The sequence below is a fragment of the Hymenobacter busanensis genome, from assembly GCF_008727865.1.
In the GTDB taxonomy this organism is placed as follows: Bacteria; Bacteroidota; Bacteroidia; order Cytophagales; family Hymenobacteraceae; genus Solirubrum; species Solirubrum busanense.
In genome coordinates this window covers 716,272-733,382 of sequence record NZ_VTWU01000001.1, presented here as the reverse complement: position 1 = coordinate 733,382, position 17,111 = coordinate 716,272, and the positions used below count along the sequence as shown (strand labels likewise).

The 17,111-nt window shown below is 64.1% G+C and carries 17 protein-coding genes; 6 read left to right on the top strand and 11 right to left on the bottom strand.

The features are described from left to right. Positions 1–348: 348 nt before the first annotated feature. The 3 genes from F0P96_RS03015 to F0P96_RS03005 form a co-directional block, all read right to left on the bottom strand. Positions 349–1,332, bottom strand: coding sequence for an alpha/beta fold hydrolase (locus F0P96_RS03015; RefSeq protein WP_151077247.1), 984 nt, complete (start codon positions 1,330–1,332; stop codon positions 349–351). A 104-nt stretch (positions 1,333–1,436) separates the two neighbouring features. Beyond that, entirely contained in the window at positions 1,437–1,991 is a 555-nt protein-coding gene (locus F0P96_RS03010; protein WP_151077246.1) for a hypothetical protein, read from the bottom strand. A gap of 168 nt (positions 1,992–2,159) precedes the next feature. Continuing rightward, positions 2,160–2,618, bottom strand: a complete 459-nt coding sequence (locus F0P96_RS03005) for a peroxiredoxin (RefSeq protein WP_151077245.1) — start codon at positions 2,616–2,618, stop codon at positions 2,160–2,162. Positions 2,619–2,822: 204 nt separating this feature from the next. Here F0P96_RS03005 and F0P96_RS03000 point away from each other — a divergent pair, with 204 nt between their 5' ends. The 4 genes from F0P96_RS03000 to F0P96_RS02985 all read left to right on the top strand — a co-directional run bounded on the left by F0P96_RS03000 (position 2,823) and on the right by F0P96_RS02985 (position 6,930). Continuing rightward, positions 2,823–3,245 carry a hypothetical protein gene (locus F0P96_RS03000; RefSeq protein ID WP_151077244.1) on the top strand — a complete coding sequence of 141 codons (423 nt, stop codon included), beginning with the start codon at positions 2,823–2,825 and terminating at the stop codon, positions 3,243–3,245. Positions 3,246–3,312: 67 nt separating this feature from the next. Further along, positions 3,313–4,032 (top strand): glycosyltransferase family 2 protein, encoded by a 720-nt coding sequence (locus tag F0P96_RS02995; RefSeq protein ID WP_151077243.1) that lies wholly within the window; start codon positions 3,313–3,315, stop codon positions 4,030–4,032. 85 nt (positions 4,033–4,117) lie between these two features. Continuing rightward, positions 4,118–5,581, top strand: coding sequence for a cellulose synthase family protein (locus tag F0P96_RS02990; RefSeq protein WP_151077242.1), 1,464 nt, complete (start codon positions 4,118–4,120; stop codon positions 5,579–5,581). Further along, complete coding sequence (locus F0P96_RS02985; RefSeq protein ID WP_151077241.1) at positions 5,581–6,930, top strand: MptA/MptB family glycosyltransferase; 1,350 nt, start codon at positions 5,581–5,583, stop codon at positions 6,928–6,930. Before F0P96_RS02990 ends, F0P96_RS02985 begins: the two co-directional genes overlap by 1 nt. Here F0P96_RS02985 and F0P96_RS02980 read toward each other — a convergent pair. From F0P96_RS02980 to F0P96_RS02955, 6 genes are all read right to left on the bottom strand, one after another. Beyond that, positions 6,927–7,808 (bottom strand): hypothetical protein, encoded by an 882-nt coding sequence (locus tag F0P96_RS02980; RefSeq protein ID WP_151077240.1) that lies wholly within the window; start codon positions 7,806–7,808, stop codon positions 6,927–6,929. The genes F0P96_RS02985 and F0P96_RS02980 overlap by 4 nt on opposite strands. Before the next feature lie 93 nt (positions 7,809–7,901). Beyond that, positions 7,902–8,435 (bottom strand): rhodanese-like domain-containing protein, encoded by a 534-nt coding sequence (locus F0P96_RS02975; protein WP_235917363.1) that lies wholly within the window; start codon positions 8,433–8,435, stop codon positions 7,902–7,904. A gap of 133 nt (positions 8,436–8,568) precedes the next feature. Beyond that, positions 8,569–8,904 carry an arsenosugar biosynthesis-associated peroxidase-like protein gene (locus F0P96_RS02970; protein WP_151077239.1) on the bottom strand — a complete coding sequence of 112 codons (336 nt, stop codon included), beginning with the start codon at positions 8,902–8,904 and terminating at the stop codon, positions 8,569–8,571. Positions 8,905–8,972: 68 nt separating this feature from the next. Next, a complete protein-coding gene (locus tag F0P96_RS02965) occupies positions 8,973–9,515 on the bottom strand; it encodes a heme NO-binding domain-containing protein (protein WP_151077238.1) in 543 nt (180 codons plus the stop codon). Between the two features lie 66 nt (positions 9,516–9,581). Then, complete coding sequence (locus F0P96_RS02960) at positions 9,582–10,454, bottom strand: anti-sigma factor (RefSeq protein WP_167291147.1); 873 nt, start codon at positions 10,452–10,454, stop codon at positions 9,582–9,584. A 2-nt stretch (positions 10,455–10,456) separates the two neighbouring features. Then, positions 10,457–11,014, bottom strand: coding sequence for an RNA polymerase sigma factor (locus F0P96_RS02955; protein ID WP_235917362.1), 558 nt, complete (start codon positions 11,012–11,014; stop codon positions 10,457–10,459). Positions 11,015–11,210: 196 nt separating this feature from the next. Here F0P96_RS02955 and F0P96_RS02950 point away from each other — a divergent pair, with 196 nt between their 5' ends. After that, positions 11,211–12,611 carry an NAD-dependent succinate-semialdehyde dehydrogenase gene (locus tag F0P96_RS02950; protein WP_151077236.1) on the top strand — a complete coding sequence of 467 codons (1,401 nt, stop codon included), beginning with the start codon at positions 11,211–11,213 and terminating at the stop codon, positions 12,609–12,611. A 142-nt stretch (positions 12,612–12,753) separates the two neighbouring features. Here the strand turns inward: F0P96_RS02950 and F0P96_RS02945 are convergent, their stop codons facing one another. Both F0P96_RS02945 and F0P96_RS02940 read right to left on the bottom strand, forming a co-directional pair. Continuing rightward, positions 12,754–13,521, bottom strand: coding sequence for a YdcF family protein (locus F0P96_RS02945; protein WP_151077235.1), 768 nt, complete (start codon positions 13,519–13,521; stop codon positions 12,754–12,756). A 157-nt stretch (positions 13,522–13,678) separates the two neighbouring features. Further along, positions 13,679–15,445: a DUF885 domain-containing protein gene (locus tag F0P96_RS02940; RefSeq protein WP_151077234.1), complete on the bottom strand. Its 1,767-nt coding sequence runs from the start codon at positions 15,443–15,445 to the stop codon at positions 13,679–13,681. Positions 15,446–15,613: 168 nt separating this feature from the next. On the opposite strand from F0P96_RS02940, the gene F0P96_RS02935 reads away from it, so the two are divergent. Next, positions 15,614–17,077, top strand: coding sequence for a DNA/RNA non-specific endonuclease (locus F0P96_RS02935; RefSeq protein WP_151077233.1), 1,464 nt, complete (start codon positions 15,614–15,616; stop codon positions 17,075–17,077). Positions 17,078–17,111 lie beyond the last annotated feature (34 nt).

Sequence of the window (17,111 nt, the reverse complement as noted above, 5' to 3'; positions counted from 1 at the left end):
AGCGGTTCGGCGCGCTTGGCACGAATGCAGGCATGCGGCCGTCGTGTGAGGGTACACAAATGCGCAGCGCAAACGGCTGGCTGGAATACGTGCCGGGCGGCAATGGTCGATTAGGCAGTTCTGCTAAGCCGCTTCCAGACGTGGGTGGCTGATGGAGCACGGTATCGGGTGATGGATCCGGCAAAAGTGGCATTATGCGGCTGCGAGATTGGCCTTGCACTGCCAAGGTTTCAAAGACCAACAACACACTTAATAAGCTGGCTTTCATAATCAAGAAAGGTTAAGGTGGATATGCTGACGAAAGACTCAATTTCTCTAACTAAGCTGCGGCACAGCCCTTAAATTTTTTTATAAAAACGCCAGCAGCGCCTTGTGAAATTGCTCGGCCGCTTCCAGGTGCGGGATGTGCCCGACGTTCGGCAACTCCACCAGCTTGCTGCCGTTGATTTGGGCTGCCGTGCGCTTGCCCAGCGCCGGGTATTGACCCAGCGTGGCTAATACTTTTTCGTCCTTCACCAGCGCTTTTCCCACCACCGTGCGGTCGGCCTGGCCGATGATGAGCAACGTGGGCACCCGCACGCAGTCGAACTCGTAGGCCACGGGCTGCTGGTAAATCATGTCGTAGGTCAGGGCGTTGGCGCGGGCTACCAGCGGGAAGTCGGGGTGGCGGGTTTGAGCGGCCAACGGCAGCAGCCACTCGTCGTGGGCGGCGGGGTAGCCGTTGGGGTAATAGGTTGCGTGGTACTTCCGAATGCTGGCTTCGGTGCTTTTCAGCTCGGTAGCCTCGGCTTGGTCGACGGACTGAAAAGGCACACCGCGCCGGTAGTTTTCGAGGCCGATGGGGTTTTCGAGCACCAACCGTTCGGTGGCGGCGGGGTATTCGATGGCAAAGCGCGTGGCCAGCATGCCGCCCATGCTGTGGCCCACTACCACGGCTTTGGAGACGCCCAAGGTATCGAGCAGGTGCTTGGTGTTGCGGGCCAGCAGATGAAACGAATAGTGCAGCGCCGGCTTATCGGATTTGCCGAAGCCCACCTGATCGGGCACTACCACGCGGAAACCGGCTTTGGCAAGCACCTGCACCGTGCCGCGCCAATAGGCCCCGAAAAAGTTCTTGCCGTGCAGCAGTACCACCGTGCGGCCGTTGGCGCGGCCGGCGGGCGGCACATCCATGTACGCCATGCGCACCCGCTGACCTTCGAGGCGCAAGGGCAGGTACTTGACCGGGTACGGATACGTGTACCCGTCGAGGGTAGCGTTGAGAGCGGGCTGGGCCTCAGCGGCGCGCAGCAATAGCAGCAGCGCGGCCAGCAGCAAAAGCATACGGGGCATGGCAGGCAAGGAGGTTGCCTGCCTGCTTACGCACCTATGGCCTTTTTGGCTGCTGCCGGGCCCTGAACGCCCACGCCCGCTTCTTCTCGTAGCGCCCGGCGAAGCTACTCGCCCGCGGCGCGCTGCTTCAGCAGCAGCTCAATGGTACGCGTGTCTTCGTCGCTCCACACCACGCTGCGCACGTCGTCTACTTGCAGCACCGAATGGCCATCGGGCTGGCCGAATTGGGTGTAAGCTTCCAGCAGTAATTCGTCTTCCGTCACGCGCACCACGTAGCCGTAGGGGTCGTTGTCGGTGGTGGTTACCAGCTGCACCAGCTGGCGCACCTCCTGGGCCCGCTGCAGCAGCACCGGCACCGACAAATACTGGTTTTCCATCCCGTCGGGCGCACTGGGCAAGCCAAACACGACTTCGGGGTTGTGCTCCTTGAACTCAATCAGGCGCACGTATTGGTCGTCGAAATGCACCTGCGACACTTCGTGTAAATGGAGGCTGCGCACGCCCGTGAGCATGCCTTGGCGGGTGATGGTGCGCAGCACCACTAGGTCGGGGTTGTGGCTAAGCACATAGCCCAGAAACAACCCGCCTCCGGTTTGCAGCGCCACCACCCGGCGGCTGCGCTGCGCCCGCTGCAATAAATCAGTCAGTAAAGCTCCCATTAAACCAGCGTGAGGCCGCCGCTGCGGCATGGTATCCGGTGCAAGGTAAGGCCCGAAAGCACCCATTCCGCTTGTTCGCCTATCAAATGCCAAAGCCCGACAATGTGTATTGCCGGGCTTTCGGAGAGGTTTTGCCCGCTCCCGTTCAGGGACAAACGAGGCCGGGCTTTACCGGGGCTGCAGCTGCTGAAGCATCTTTTTGGCTTCGGCCACGTGGTCGGTGGCCCGCTGCAGGGAGTTGAAGATGTAGCGGATGGTGCCTTCCGGGTCGATGACGTAGGTGACGCGGCCGGGCAGCAGCCCCAGCAGGGCACGCGGCACTTCGTACAGCTTGCGCACCTGCCCCCCGGCATCGGCCAGCAGCGGAAACGGCAGGCGGTGCTTCTTGGTAAATTTCTGGTGCGAAGCTTCGTCGTCGGAGCTGATGCCTACCACCTCCGCGCCGAGGTCTTGAAACTCCTCGTACTGGTCGCGAAACGAGCAGGCCTGGGCGGTGCAGCCGGGCGTGTCGTCTTTGGGGTAGAAATACAGCACTACGCTGCGGCCGCGCTGGTCGGCGAGGCGAAACGGGGTGCCGTCGGTGGTGGTCAGGGTGAAATCGGGAGCAGGGTCGCCTACCTGAAGCATGGGTGGGGAGTGTCGGTGAACAAACGAAAAGCGTACGGCTGGCGCGGCAAAACGGGCAGGGTAAATCCGCCGGGCGCCGCGTTTGCGTAAGCAGCAACGGTGCAATAAGTCTGCGAGGCCGAAATAGTTTGGCGCCAACTGGTACCTTGGCGTTGCTCCCCCGCGGTTTTCAGCGTTTTCTTCTGGCACCCCACGCCCCCGTTCATGGCTCGGCTTCCGTTTCGCTCCGTTGTGTTTTTGCCGCTGGCAATTCTTCAGGCCTTGGTCGTGGCGTATGTGCTGCGCTCGGTGTCGCGCTACACCGGGTTGTCGTTGCTGCTGCCGCCTTGGCTGGGCGAGGCCGTACACCAAACCGTGCTGCTGTGCGCCTACTTGGCCGCGCTGTTGTTCGAAAAGCCCCACCCCACGCGCCGCACGGCCCTGCTGGCCGCCGTACCGCCCGCCCTGGTGGTGGGCTACGATGTTTACATGATGCTGACCAACAGCTGGCTGTGGGCCGTGAGTGCCGGGCCGGCCGCCGTGTTCGGTTCGGGCATCTACGTGCTCCTGTCGGAAGATGCCAAGCTCATTGCCAGCAACCGCGCCGGGCGCTGGCACCGCCTCACGGCCCGGCGCCGAACCCCTTAACTTTACCGCGGCGCTTGGCGCCTCCGCCCTGCTAGCCGCCGCGGGCGGCTCAGTTCTTTTCGCGTACATGCCCCCAGCCGCCCCGCCCGCTTCCCTCCCGCTCATCGACGTTATCATTCCGGCCCACAACGAAGCACTCAGCATTGGGCGGGTGCTGGCCGAAATTCCCCGCAACTGGGTGCGCGACATCATTGTGGTGGCCAACGCCTGCACCGACCACACCGCCGAAGCGGCCGCGGAAGCCGGCGCCACCGTATTGCGCGAAGACCGCCCCGGCTACGGCTGGGCCTGCCTGCGTGGCATGGCCCACTGCTACGCCCGCCCCGCCACCCAGCAACCGGCCATCATCGTGTTTCTCGACGGCGACTATTCCGACTACCCCGAGGAGCTGCCCGCTCTGGTGCAGCCTCTGCTTACCCAGGAAGCCGACTTCGTCATCGGCTCCCGGGCCCTGGGCCAGCGCGAGCCGGGCTCCATGCTGCCGCAGCAGATTTTTGGCAACTGGCTGGCCACTTCGCTCTTGCGCAGGCTCTACGGCGTGCACTTCACCGATCTGGGCCCCTTTCGTGCCATTCGGGCCGATGCTTTACAGCGGCTGCAGATGGCCGACAAAACCTACGGGTGGACGGTGGAAATGCAGCTCAAGGCGGCCCAGCACAAGCTGCGCTGCACCGAAGTACCCGTTCGCTACCGCCGCCGCATCGGGTTTTCCAAGGTATCGGGCACCGTGAAAGGCACTTTGGGCGCCGGCTACAAGATTCTCTGGACGATATTCCGCTACCTGTAATGCTGCCTACCTCCACTGGCTCTATGGGTAGCCCGCCGGTATGTCAGCGGCTTACCGCTGAGCTACTGCTTCAAACTACCCGCGCATGATGGGACTGGAAATTCTGGTGCTGGTCCTCTACGGGCTGTGCCTAGCCTTCATTCTCGGGTTCAGCCTCACGCAATGGCAGCTGACGCGCCTGGCCACCCAAGCACGCCAGCAGCCCCAGGCCCCGCCCCCCGCGCCAGCCGAATGGCCCCGCGTGACGGTGCAGCTGCCGGTATACAACGAGCTGAACGTGGTGGAGCGCGTTATCGACGCGGCGGCAGCGCTTGATTACCCGCCCGACCGGTTGCACATCCAGGTGCTCGACGACTCCACCGACGAAAGTGTGGCCTTGGCCGCCGCCCGCGTAGCGCAGCATCAGGCCCAGGGCCTGCGCATCAGCCACGTGCGGCGCCCCAGCCGCCAGGGGTACAAGGCCGGTGCCCTGCGCCACGGCCTCGACGAAACCGATGGCGAGTTCATTGCCATTTTCGACGCCGACTTCGTACCCGACCCCGATTTTTTGCGCCGCACCCTGCCCTATTTCGATTCGCCGGAGGTGGGCGTGGTGCAAACCCGCTGGGGCCACCTCAACGAAACCGATTCGCTGCTCACGCGCTTGCAGGCGTTTGCCCTAAACGCCCACTTTCTGGTGGAGCAGTCGGGCCGCAGCCAGGGCGGGCACTTCATCAATTTCAACGGCACGGGCGGCGTGTGGCGCCGCACCTGCATTGCCGACGCCGGCGGCTGGCACACCGACACCCTCACCGAAGACCTCGACCTGAGCTACCGCGCCCAGCTGCGCAACTGGCAGTTCGTGTACCTGCCCCAGGTGGTGACGCCCGCCGAGCTGCCCGAGCAGATGGACGCGCTCAAGTCGCAGCAGTACCGCTGGACCAAGGGCGCGGCCGAAACCGCCCGCAAGCACCTAGGCCGGGTACTGCGCGACCCACAAGTGCCGGCCGCCACCAAGCGGCACGCGGTTTTTCACTTGCTCAACAGCACCGTGTTTGTGGCCATTCTGCTGATGACGCTGCTGAGTGTGCCCTTGGTAGTGCTGCAAAGCGTGGCGCGCCTGCGGCCGGCGTTCCAGTTTGCTTCGGTGTTCATGCTCGGGTTTGCGCCTCTCATGGTGTACTACCACGCCTCGTGGCGCTGGAGCGGCGGCCGGCGCGGGGCACCGCTGGGCTTTGTCGCGCAGTTCCTGCTGTTTCTATCGGTATCGATGGGGCTGGCACTGCACAACACGGGCGCCGTATTATCGGGTCTGGCGGGGCAGGCCAGCGAGTTTGTGCGCACCCCGAAGCTTGGCCGCGGCATTCGGGGCCGCATTCGGCGGCGCTACCGCACCGGTGGCCTGGGCTGGCTTACCCTCTGCGAGGCGCTGCTGTGTCTGTATGCGCTGGGTGGCATCGGGCTGGCATTGCGCACCGGCAACTACGGACTGGTGCCGTTTCACGCGCTGGTTGCCACCGGCTACGGGGCCATCGTGTGGTATTCGGTGCTCCACGCCCGCCGCGCCTGATGACGTGGAGCAATACCATGCGTTGGGGTGGCGCGGCCCTGCTGCTGACGGCCACCGCCCTGCTGGCCTACGCCACGCCGCGCACCGAGACCGGCCAGTTGCTGGGCCTGCTGGGCTTGGCCACGCTGGGGTACGGGCTGCTGTTGCGCGGGCAGGTGTCGTTGCGCGCTGGCCTGGTGCTGGCCGTGGTTTTGCGCCTGTTGTGGCTGCCTGCCCGCCCGGCCTTGTCCGACGACTTCCACCGCTTCCGTTGGGACGGTGTGCTGGTAGCGGCTGGCCAAAGCCCGTTCCAACACCGCCCCGACGAATTTCAGCCCGGCGGCGGAAAGGTGGTGGCCCCGCCCAGCCTCACGCGGCAGCTCTACCAGCAGCTGAATTCCCCGCATTATTACTCCGTGTACCCGCCGGTGTGCCAAGCGGTTTTCGGCTTGGGCGCCGCGCTGTACCCCGCTTCCGAAACCGGTTTCCTGCTGGTGCTCCGCGCCGTGCTGTGCTTGGCAGAACTCGGTACCGCCGTGCTTTTACTTCGGCTGCTGCGGCACTGGCAATGGCCGCCCGAGCGCGCCTTGTGGTACCTGTTGCACCCGATGGTTGTGGTCGAGATGGTCGGCAATCTGCATTTCGAAGCCGTTTTGATTGCCGGAGTTCTGCTGGCGCTTTGGCTGCTGGTCACGCGGCGCCTCGTGGGCGCCGCAACGGCCTTGGGCGTGGCGGTGGCAACCAAATTGCTGCCGTTGCTGGTGCTGCCGCTCTTGCTGCGGCGGCTGGGTTGGGTGCGGGCGCTGCTGGTTGGCCTGAGCCTGTTGCTGGCAGTTGTCGCCCTTTTTCTACCCTTCGCCTCGCTGGAGCTGGCCCAGAACATCGGCCGCAGCCTCGATCTGTACTTCCACTCGTTTGAGTTCAATGCCAGCTTCTACTACCTGCTGCGCCAGCTCGGGTATTGGCTGACGGGCTACAACCAGATAGCTCGCATCGGCACGGCGCTGGCCATGCTGGCGGGTGTGGGCACGCTGGTATTTGCCTGGGCTGAGCGGCGCCCCACGTTGTCAACTCTCCCCCATGCAACGCTCCTGGTACTGACCGGTTACTACCTGCTGGCAACCACCGTGCATCCGTGGTATTTGGCTCCGCTGGTAGCATTGAGCTGCTTCACCGGGTGGCGGTATCCAGCGGTATGGGCTGCATTGGCCGCGCTTTCCTACGCCACTTACCGCACCCCCGCCTACCACGAAGACCTACGGTTGACAGCTCTGGAATACGCGGGCGTGGCGGTTGCCATGTGGCTCGATTACAGAAACCACCGACCGGCAGCTCCGCGGGCAACTTTGCCGATAGACCCGTTGGGCTAGTGCTGCCAGTAGGCAAAGCGCCGCACGCTTTTCAGGCGCAGCGTACGGCCGTCCCAAGTGTGCTGCTCCTGCAACAAATTCGGATAATCGGCCGCAAATACGTACTCGTTTGCCTTGCCGGGAGCTAGGTGCACCGTCACGCGCTGGCGTCGGCTGCCGTCTTCGCTCGGGGCTTCCAGTTGCTGGCTGATGCGGGCCTGGTACACCACCGGCCGGGTGGCTTTGCTGGTTTGCTGTAATTCTACCACTGGGGCCTCAAACGCGCTGGTGTCAGCGGCCGTGAGGCTACGCAAAGTGTAAGGCAGCGCATCTTCAAACAGCACTCCATTGGGAAGGTCGTAACTGCCCACGCCCTGCTGGTCCCAGTAAGAATTGAAGGCGAGCTGATAGCCCGACCCGTTGCCTTCGCCAATGGCCTTGAACGTAGTGCCGCACCATTCCTGCGACGACGTGGTGAGCTTGTGCAAGTGCGCGGGGGCGGCGCGCGGGAAGAACAGCGAGGTGAGAAAGTGGTAGGGGTAGTTATCGGTCGGAATGCGACAAAACTGATTGACTTTCATCACCGGAAACAAATCCGGCCGCTGGTAGTCGTCGGTTTTCACGTCGAAGGCCCGGTTGAAGTCTTCCTTCACCGTAATCATAGTCAACTCAAAAGCCCGCGGCTTTTGGTAGATGACCCGCTCGGCCTCGTAGGTAGCTACTTCGGCCAGGCCGTCGTCCCAGAGCTTGTGTTGGGCCCAGTTGGCATCGAAACGAGCCGCGTAGGCCGGGGCCGGTTGGGTACTTGCTGTTTCGGGCTTCGGTTGCTGGCAACTGCTTACGGCCGCCAGCACCAGCACTACCGGAAACCAAGACCAACAAAGACGGCAGACGCGCATGAAGTAGGCGGCAAAAACAATGAATCGGCCAGCAAGGTACAACGCCCTGGGCACCGCTACCCGGATTTACGGTGGCTTCTTCGGCCTTTATGTTTATCGATACGCGGCCTCGCCCCGCTTCAGCCAGATGCCCCACAGGGCCGAATACGGATGCACGCGCTGGGTGGGGCCGTGGGCGTCGTACACGGGCAGCCCCTGGTTTACCCATTCAAACAGCCCCCCGTAGAGGTTGCGCACGTCGCGAAAGCCCAATGCTCGCAACTCTTCCCCGATCCGCTGGCTGCGGGCCCCAACCGAGCAGTACACCACCACGGTTTGGTCGCGCGCCAGGTCGCGCACAGCCGCGGGGCTGAACTGCTCGGCATCGATCAGCCGCGCGCCTTGCAGGTGACTGACGGCGTACTCAGCCGGCGTGCGGGTATCGAGCAGCACCACGGGCGCGGCCTGCCGGCGCAACTCCGCCGCCAGCTCGGCCGGTTGCACGGTGGGCATGTCGGCATGGTAGAGGGTGCGCAGCAGCCGGTCGTAGGCCGGATCGGGTCCGGAAGCGGGTTTGCGGTGGCCGCAGCTGGGCAGGGCCGTCAGCAGCAACGCGGCGGCAACGCCCAGACCTATTTTTTTCCGCATAACGAGAGAAAGCGCCGCGTGCGGCGGCGCCCGTTGGGCAAGTAGTGCACTGACCAGTTGAACTCCGTCGGCCGGCTTGCCTGGAAAATTCAGCAGAACTGAACTCCACACGAACCCAGCCGGCTCCGCTACCCTACATGCTCAGCCCTTTGGCTTTGTTCATCATCTGCACGCCGTGCACCAGGGCCGAGCCGCCTTTGATAGCCGCCGCTACGTGCACGGCTTCCATCATCTGGGCCTCATCGGCGCCTTTTTGCAGCGAGTCGGTGGTGTAGGCGTCGATGCAGTAAGGGCATTGCACGGCGTGGGCCACGGCCAGGGCTATCAACGACTTTTCGCGTTCCGTGAGGGCGCCTTCCTTGAAGACCTCGGCGTAGTAGGCAAAAAACTTATTGCCCATGTCGGCTTGCCACTCCGTGATGTTGCCGAATTTGGCCAGGTCGGCCGGGTTGTAGTAGGTGTTTTCCATACGTCAGCGCAACAAACGAAAGTCCGGCAGGTTCGGATTGGCCCGGCTTCCGCAACACAATCAAAACATCAGGCCCGGCGGCGCACCCGAATCTGCACGTGCTGCCCGTCTTCGCGGGTGGTGGGCTCTACCTGAATCTGGTCGGCCTCGTCGAAGTACACAGCTAGCCCGCGCACAATGCCCACCGCCAACGCGCCCATGCGCCGCCGCGACACGTACTCAATCAGCAGCTCGTTGGCCGACACGCGGGTGACATCGAGCACCGGCGGGGCATTTTCGCTGTGCTCTTCGCGCACGCGCTTGTGCATCACCTTTTCGGTGTTTTCTATCATCTCCATCGTCCGCCACTCGGGCTGCACCAGCTTGGCGTACATGTACATAAGGTCGGGCACGAGGTACTCGCCAAATTTCTCCTGCAGCGTCTCGGCCGGAATGCCGGTCATTTCCGCCGCCTTGCCCACCAGCGCATACATGTGCTCGTCGGGATACACGGTTTTGTGGTCGAAGTCGCCTGAATCCAGCCCGCTGGCTTCCAGCAGCTGCACCCAGGTGCTGTGGTCGTATTGGGTTTGGACGTAGCGCTTGAGCAGTGTGAAGATAGAACCGTGCATAAACCAGAGAAAAAGCCTCCGCCGATAACTCGACGGAGGCTTTAAAGATAGGGATTCGGACCGGGCTTATATCTGGCCCATCACGGTGAGTGCCGACAGGTTGGGCGTGGGGTGGCCGCCGGCATCTTCCAGCGTTATGGCAAAGGCCTGGGCGCTGGCAATGTCCTTCATCTGCTGCAGGCTGTCGCCGGCGGCGGTTCGGGCGGTGAGCATGCCGGCATCCACGGGCTTGCCTTTGTCGAGGGCCCACAGCTGGTACTGCTTGCCGGCAGGGGCGGCGGGCAGGTTGTTCACGTCAAGGTACACGGCGTGGGTGCTGGCGTTGTAGAGCACGCGGGCCCGGGCGCCGGGCGCGGCGGGCACACCCTTCAGCACCACCGGGGCAAACTGTTCGTTGCGCAGCACGGCCAGCTCCTGGGTGCGGGCACCAAGGCGTTTTTCCATCACCTGCATGGTAGACGCCACGCGGGCCTGGTCGCTTTGCATGGCCAGCAAGTTGGCCTCGGCGTCGCGCCAGCGGTTGTAAAACACCATGTTGGCACCGGCGCTCAGCACCAGCAGCGCCACGGCGGCAGCAGCCAGCCAGCGGTACCAGCTGCTGCCGGTTTCGGCGGGTTCGGCGGCCGAAATGGGGCGCACTACGGCTTCGGGTTGGGCGGGCGTTTGCGCTTGGGCGGGTTGCGGAGCCGTAACGATTGGCTCCGTGCTGCGTATGGCTTGCTGCCAGCCACCGAGCACCCGCTCCCGCATGGCGGCGGGAGGCTGCACGGCATGGGCTTCGGCGTAGCCTTCAAGGGTTTGGCGGATGCGGGCCAACTCGGCGCGCACCTCTGGGTATTGCGTTGCCAGCTGCTCCACCTCGGCCTGCTCGGCCGGGGCGAGTTGCTGTAGCACATAAAGCTCCAGTTGACCTGATTCGATATATTCCTCGATGTTCACGGCTACCGGATCAATTTTGAAAGGACTTTGAGGGCTGCTCGGGCGCGGGTCTTCACGGTTCCTAAGGGCAAGTTGAGTTCCTCGGCCGCTTCACTCTGGGTGTAGCCGCCGAAATACAGCAGGTCAATGATTTGCTGTTGGTCCGGGTTCAACTGGCGCGTCATGTCCTGCAAGCCAATGTGCTCGGGCCGGAACGTGGCTACCGCGGGGGTATGCTCGGCCGGGCTATCATCCAATGGCTGGGTACGACTACCTACGCGGTACTGTCGGGAGCGGATTTTGTCGATGGCTAAATTCCGGCTCACGTTCAGCACCCACGTAAACAAACGCCCTTTGGAGGCGTCGTAGGAATGAAACGAATTCCAGATTTTGACCAAACTTTCCTGCAACACGTCTTCGGCTTCTTCTTCGCGCCGCACAATGCGCAGAATGACGCCGTAGAGGGCTGACGAATATTTGTCGTAGAACTCCGTCATGGCGGACTCGTCGTGGGCCCGTAATCGGGCGACGAGCTGTTCTTCGGCGGCGGTGGGCTGCGGCTCTGTTAGCAAGCTAGACACAGAAAGGGGTGTGGTGAGGAAACAGCTCCGGGGGAAGGTAGTGCAAGCAGGACAGTGCCCAAAACTACACGATACGCGGCAACTTCCTTCTTGCACCGGATGCAACGCAAACGGCCTTGCCCTATATATGGTTTTCGCAGACGTATATCTCTGCCGCCCGGCCCTGCGTACCTTTTCCGCCTTAGGTCCCGAACTCATGCCCATCGAATCCTTCAACCCCTACACCGGCCGCCTGCTGCGCCGCTTCAAGCCCCACACCGCCGCGCAAGTGGAGCGCATCGTGGCCCAGGCCCACAAAGCCGCCCGCACCTGGCGCCGCACCACCTTTGCCCAGCGGGCCACCGTGCTGCACCGCGCCGCCGACCTGCTGCGCGAGCGGCAAAACGAGCTGGCCCGCCTCATGGCGCTGGAAATGGGCAAGCCCCTGCGCGACGGCCGCGGCGAAGTACAGAAATGCGCCCTCACCTGCGACTTCTACGCCGACCGGGCCGAGCAGATGCTGGCCGACGAAATCATCGAAACCCAGGCCCGGCGCAGCTTCATTGCTCACGAGCCGCTGGGCGTGGTGCTGGCCGTGATGCCGTGGAACTTCCCCTTCTGGCAGGCCATTCGGTTTGCCGCGCCGGCCCTCATGGCCGGCAACGTGGGCTTGCTCAAGCACGCCTCCAACGTGCCGCAGTGTGCCCTCGCGCTGGAAAAAATATTTCACGACGCCGGCCTGCCCCGCGCCGCCTTCCGTACCCTGCTGCTGGAATCGAAAGATGTGGCGGCATTGATTGCAGACGACCGGGTGCAGGCCGTTACGCTCACGGGCAGCGAAGGCGCCGGCAGCCAGGTGGGCGCCGCCGCGGGCCGCAACATCAAGAAAACCGTGCTGGAGCTGGGCGGCTCCGATGCCTTCATTGTGCTGGCCGATGCCGACCTGGAGCTGGCCGCCAAAACCGCCGCCCAGGCGCGCATGATCAACGCCGGGCAGAGCTGCATTGCGGCCAAGCGCTTCATCGTGGAGAAGCCCGTGGCTCGCGAGTTCGTTGCGCAGATGAAAACGCACCTGCTGGCCCTGCGTGGCGGCGACCCACTCGACGAAAACACGCAGTACGGCCCCCTCGCCCGCCCCGACCTCGCCGACGACCTCACCAAGCAAGTTGAAGCCTCCGTGCAGCTCGGCGCCAAAGTGGAGCTGTACGGCGGGCAGTCGGCTCCCGGCTCGGCTCGCTTCGCGCCCATGATCCTGACCAACCTGCGGCCCGGCATGCCCGCCTACGACGAGGAGCTGTTTGGCCCGGTGGCCTCCGTGCTCATCGCCCGCGACGAGCAGCACGCCATCGAGCTGGCCAACGACTCGCGCTTTGGCCTGGGCGGGGCCGTGTGGACGAGCGACGAACGGCGCGGCGAACGGGTGGCGCGGCAGGTAGAAGCCGGGGCTGTGTTTGTAAATGCGCTGGTGGCTTCGTCGCCCGAAATGCCCTTCGGCGGCATCAAGAAATCGGGCTACGGCCGCGAGTTGTCGCACCTGGGCATCCGCGAGTTTGTCAATCAGAAAAGCATCTGGATTGGCGGCGAAAAGCAGCCGACGGCGCGAAAGAAAGCCGAGTAGTTGCACCTACACCGAAACCTTCTTATCTGTCAGCCTGAACGCAGCGAAGAGCCTTTTCTCCGCCGAACGAGTCATTGCAACGACATCCGTTCTAACGGAAAAGGCCCTTCGCTCACGCTCAGGATGACCGGAAATTATCGACTTAGCAATACCCCTGCAGCCGGTACACAGCATACCCAACCATTTCGTGCACCAGCGTGCCCCAACGCACCAGCGCATCGGCATCGGGCAGCAGCCAGGTCCCGGGCGAGGCGTCGGGCGGCACGGAGTTGTAGGTAGCCGGAAAGGGCGTAGCCTGCAGCCCGGCGCGGTGGAAACAGCCTGCGGCCCGGCGCATGTGAAAGGCGGAGGTGACTAAGACCAAACGCTTTACTTCGGGGTGCGCCTGCAGCAGCTGCCGGGTAAACTCGGCGTTTTCGTGGGTGTTGCGGCTGCGCTCTTCCAGCCAGATGGCCTGGGCGGGTACGCCGGCCAGGCGCAACAGCACGGCCAGCTCGCGGGCTTCGGTGCGGGCCCGCGGGTCGGGATTGAGCGCGCCCGAACCGCCGGTAATGATGATGCGCCGCACCTTGCCCGCCCGGTACAGCCACAGCGTGTGCAGCAGCCGGTCGGCGCCGCGGTCGATGTACACCCGGTCGCGGGGCTGCTGGCGGGTTTCGGTAATGCCGGTGAGCAGCACGGCGGCGTCGTAGGGGGCGGGGTGCAGCTGCGCGAGGCGCACGGGCGGCAGCTCCCAGGCACGCATGGCCAGGTTGCTCAGGCCGTTGTTGGTCAGCACCACGGTTAGGCCCAGGGCCAGCCACAGCCAGCGGCGGCGCCAGCGCGGCCCACGGGCCAGCACAGCGGCTAGCAGCACCGCCACCAGCCACAGCGCCGGCGACAGGGCCGCGTCGAGAATTTTGGAAAGCACGAAAAACACGGCGCGAAGCTACGCGGTGCGACGGTTTTCGGCACATGTGCCCAGTGAGCCGCGTGACCGAAACAACGCCAGGCAGGCTACTCTATCGGCAAAACGCCCCGCCGAGAATATCCGGCGGGGCGTTGCTGGCTTTGGAGCTTTAAGCGGCTTATTGTTTCTGAAGCATCATCTGCCGAATGTATTTCACCGGCGCCGAGCCGTAGCTCAGGAACTGCTCGTGGAAGGCTTTCAAATCGAAGCTCTTGCCCTGCTGCCGTTTCAGCTCCTCGCGCAGGTCGTAGATTTCGGTGTAGCCCGTAAAGTAGCTGCTGAGCTGCACCTGCGAGAGGGTGGCGCGCAGCCACTTGTTGCGCGCCTCGGCTTCTTCCTGAAAGCCTTCCCGTTGCAACATCTGTACGGCTTGCGGCTCGGTGATGGCGCCGGCCTGCACTTGGTGGTCGAGAATGGTGTTGAGCGTCACGCGCATGTTCCACTTGTCCCACATCAGCCAGATTTCGTCGGAACCGCCGCCGTAGCCGTTTTCCAGCATCATGCGCTCGGCGTACACGGCCCAGCCCTCCACCATGGCCCCGTTGCCCAGCACCGCCTTGATGATGCTCGGCGACTGGTTGGAATACACCAATTGGGTGTAGTGGCCCGGAATGGCCTCGTGAATGTTGAGAATCTGCAGCGTGTACTGGTTGTACTCGCGCAAGTAGCTTTCGGCTTGGGCGGCGGGCGTGCCGGTCAGCGGCTCCACGTTGTAGTAGGTGTTGGCCGACTTGTCGTAGGGCCCGGGGGCCGACACCGACGCGCCCGAGCCGCGCATGTACAGCGGGGTTTCGCGCACCACCAGCGGCTTCGAGGGGTCCTGGGTCAGCAGCTTTTTGTCGTCCACGAATTTCACCAGGGCCGGAATCTGCTGGCGCACGGCCGCTACGAAGCCCGCCGGCGTAGCGTGGGTTTGGGTGAGCTTGCCGATAACCTGCCGGATGCGCGTCAGCGTATCGGCGGGCATGGCTTGCTGGCCGAAGTATTTCGGCCACAGGCGGGTGGCGCGCACGGCCATGTCCTGCAGCAGTTCCTGCTTGTGGCGCAGGGCTTTCTGGTACACCGCATCGGCCGAGTAGGCCGACTGAATGTCGTAGGCAAACTTCTGGCGGAACAGCTCCGGCCCGATGCGGAAGCTGCGCGTGGCGCGGGGCCGCAACTGCTTGTCGAGGAAACTGATGTAGTTTTCGATGGCCAGCCGCGTAGTGGCAATGCGCCCCCGAAACTCCTCCTTCTCGCGTGCCGACAACCCCGAGCGGGCAATGCTGTCTTCCAGCGCCTTGCCAAATACGTCGAGCCCGCCCCGGTTTTGGTTGATGCCCAGCGTGAGGTGCTCCTTGGTGGGGTTCTTCAGGTTGGTTTCAGCCGCCTCGTAGTACTCCGGCGCCCGGCTGATTTTCATGGAAATGCTGCGCAGGCGGTGGTCGAGCGGTTGGTAGCGGCCGTTCAGGATGTCGGCCACCGGTTCGCTCACGTTGTAAAGCGCCGGGTTCCACTCCCACTGCCGTAGCGTGTCGGCGTACCATTGCTCCGAGCGCAGCTCGTTCACCATCAGGCGGTAGTCGGTCTGGTTGTTTACCGACAGCTCTCCTACCTTAAACCCGGCCAGCTCCCGCTGCCAGCGGGCGTTGGTTTTGGCCTCCAGCTGCCGCCGCCCGGCCGTGGGCAGCACCAGCATTGAGTCGTAGCGGTGGTAGCCCTGGCTGCTGGCCCAGGTGGGGTTGTAGTACCAGAGCGAATCCACGAAGCGGGCTTTGTACCGCTCGAAGGCCTGGTCGGCGGTAGCGGCCGTTTCGATTGAGGTCGTGTCGGTGGTCGACTGGCAGGCGGTGGTGGCCAAGGCGGCGGCCAGGGCCAGCAGGGTGCGCGGGTAGAGTTGGGGCATCGGTAGCAGGTGAAGGAGGCGTTCGGGCAGCAAGGTAGGCGGCAAAAGCGGCCTTGGCTGATAAATATGCAAGCACCGCTTGGGGAACCCGAACTATACTCCTTCCGCGCACCAACCGCCTTTCATCTGCATGAGGGCACCGCCGCCGTTCCGTATCTTGCCCGCATCATGCGCCTTACTGCCTCTCCCCTGCTTTCCGGCCTGCTGCTGGCCACCGGCGTCTTAGCCGCCTGCTTCCAGCGCACCGCCGACGACGACCGCACCGCCGCGTCGGCCCCCGCGCCGCCGGCCGCCGAAGCTCCCGCCCAACAAGCCGGCCGTGCCCTGCTCGAAACCTTTGAAACGGGCAGCAAAGGCGGCTATGCCCCCGACGAAGAGCAACTGGCCTCGGGCAAGTGGCTGCTCGACGACGCCCTCATTGGCGCGGCCGAGCAAGACCACAAGCACGGCCAGAAGGCCCTGCGCCTGCGCGGCAAGGGCCGCGCCCAAATGCGCTTCGACCTGGCCACCGGCGCCGGCACGGTGCGCGTATTCACCGCCAGCTACGGCAAGGATGGCGCCGTGCGCTGGCAGCTTTGGTACTCTGCCGACCGCGGCCGCAGCTGGCAGCCCGCCGGCACCGAGGTGAAAGTGGAAGGCCCCGGCCTGCCCGTGGCGGTGCAGGTGAACCGCCCCGGGCCGCTGCGCCTCGAAATCCGCAAAACCGACGGCGGCGACGACCGGCTAAACCTCGACGACTTCACCGTGGAGCCCTACCGCGCCGGCACCAAGCCGCCCGCCGGCTCCACCGTCACCACCACCACCCAAACCGTTACGCCCGCCCCACAGCCCACCACGCCCGCGGCGGCTCAGGCCACCGGCGCCGCCCGCCGCGACGACCCGCTCACTTTCGGCAACCCCAGCGGCGCCACCTCGAACCCCGACCTGTCGCCCAACAACTACCTCATGGTGAAGCCCCAGTACACCCTGAGCTACTCCCGCGACCGGGGCATTCCCAACTGGGTACTCTGGCACCTGAACAAAGCCTGGCTGGGTGCGGCTCCGCGGCAGGATGATTTTCGCCCCGACCCGGCCCTGCCCCGCGGCTGGTACCAGGTCACGCGCAATTCCTACTCGGGTTCGGGCTTCGACAAAGGGCACAACTGCCCCTCGGCCGACCGCTCATTCGACCTCGACGACAACTCCAGCACGTTTCTGATGACCAACATGATTCCGCAGGCGCCCAACAACAACCAGCGCACCTGGAATCATCTGGAAGACTACAGCCGCGACTTGGTGGCCGCCGGCAACGAGGTATATGTGCTCATGGGCAGCTACGGCAAGGGCGGCACCGGCACCAATGGCCTCATGACCACGCTCGACCAGGGCCGCGTGACGGTGCCCAAGCGCATCTGGAAAGTGCTGGTAGTGCTGCCCCAGGGCGACAACGACCTGCAGCGCGTAGCCGCCGGCCAGGCCCGCCTCATTGCCGTCGACACCCCCAACGACAACACCATCGACCCCGACTGGGCCCGCTACCGCGTGAGCGTCGACGCCATCGAAAACGCCACCGGCTACGACCTGCTCAGCAAGCTGCCCGTGGAGGTACAGGCCCAGCTCGAAGCCAAAGTCGACAGCGGCCCCACGCGCTAAACGACGCAGGCCAAACAACGAAAAGCCCCGCCCG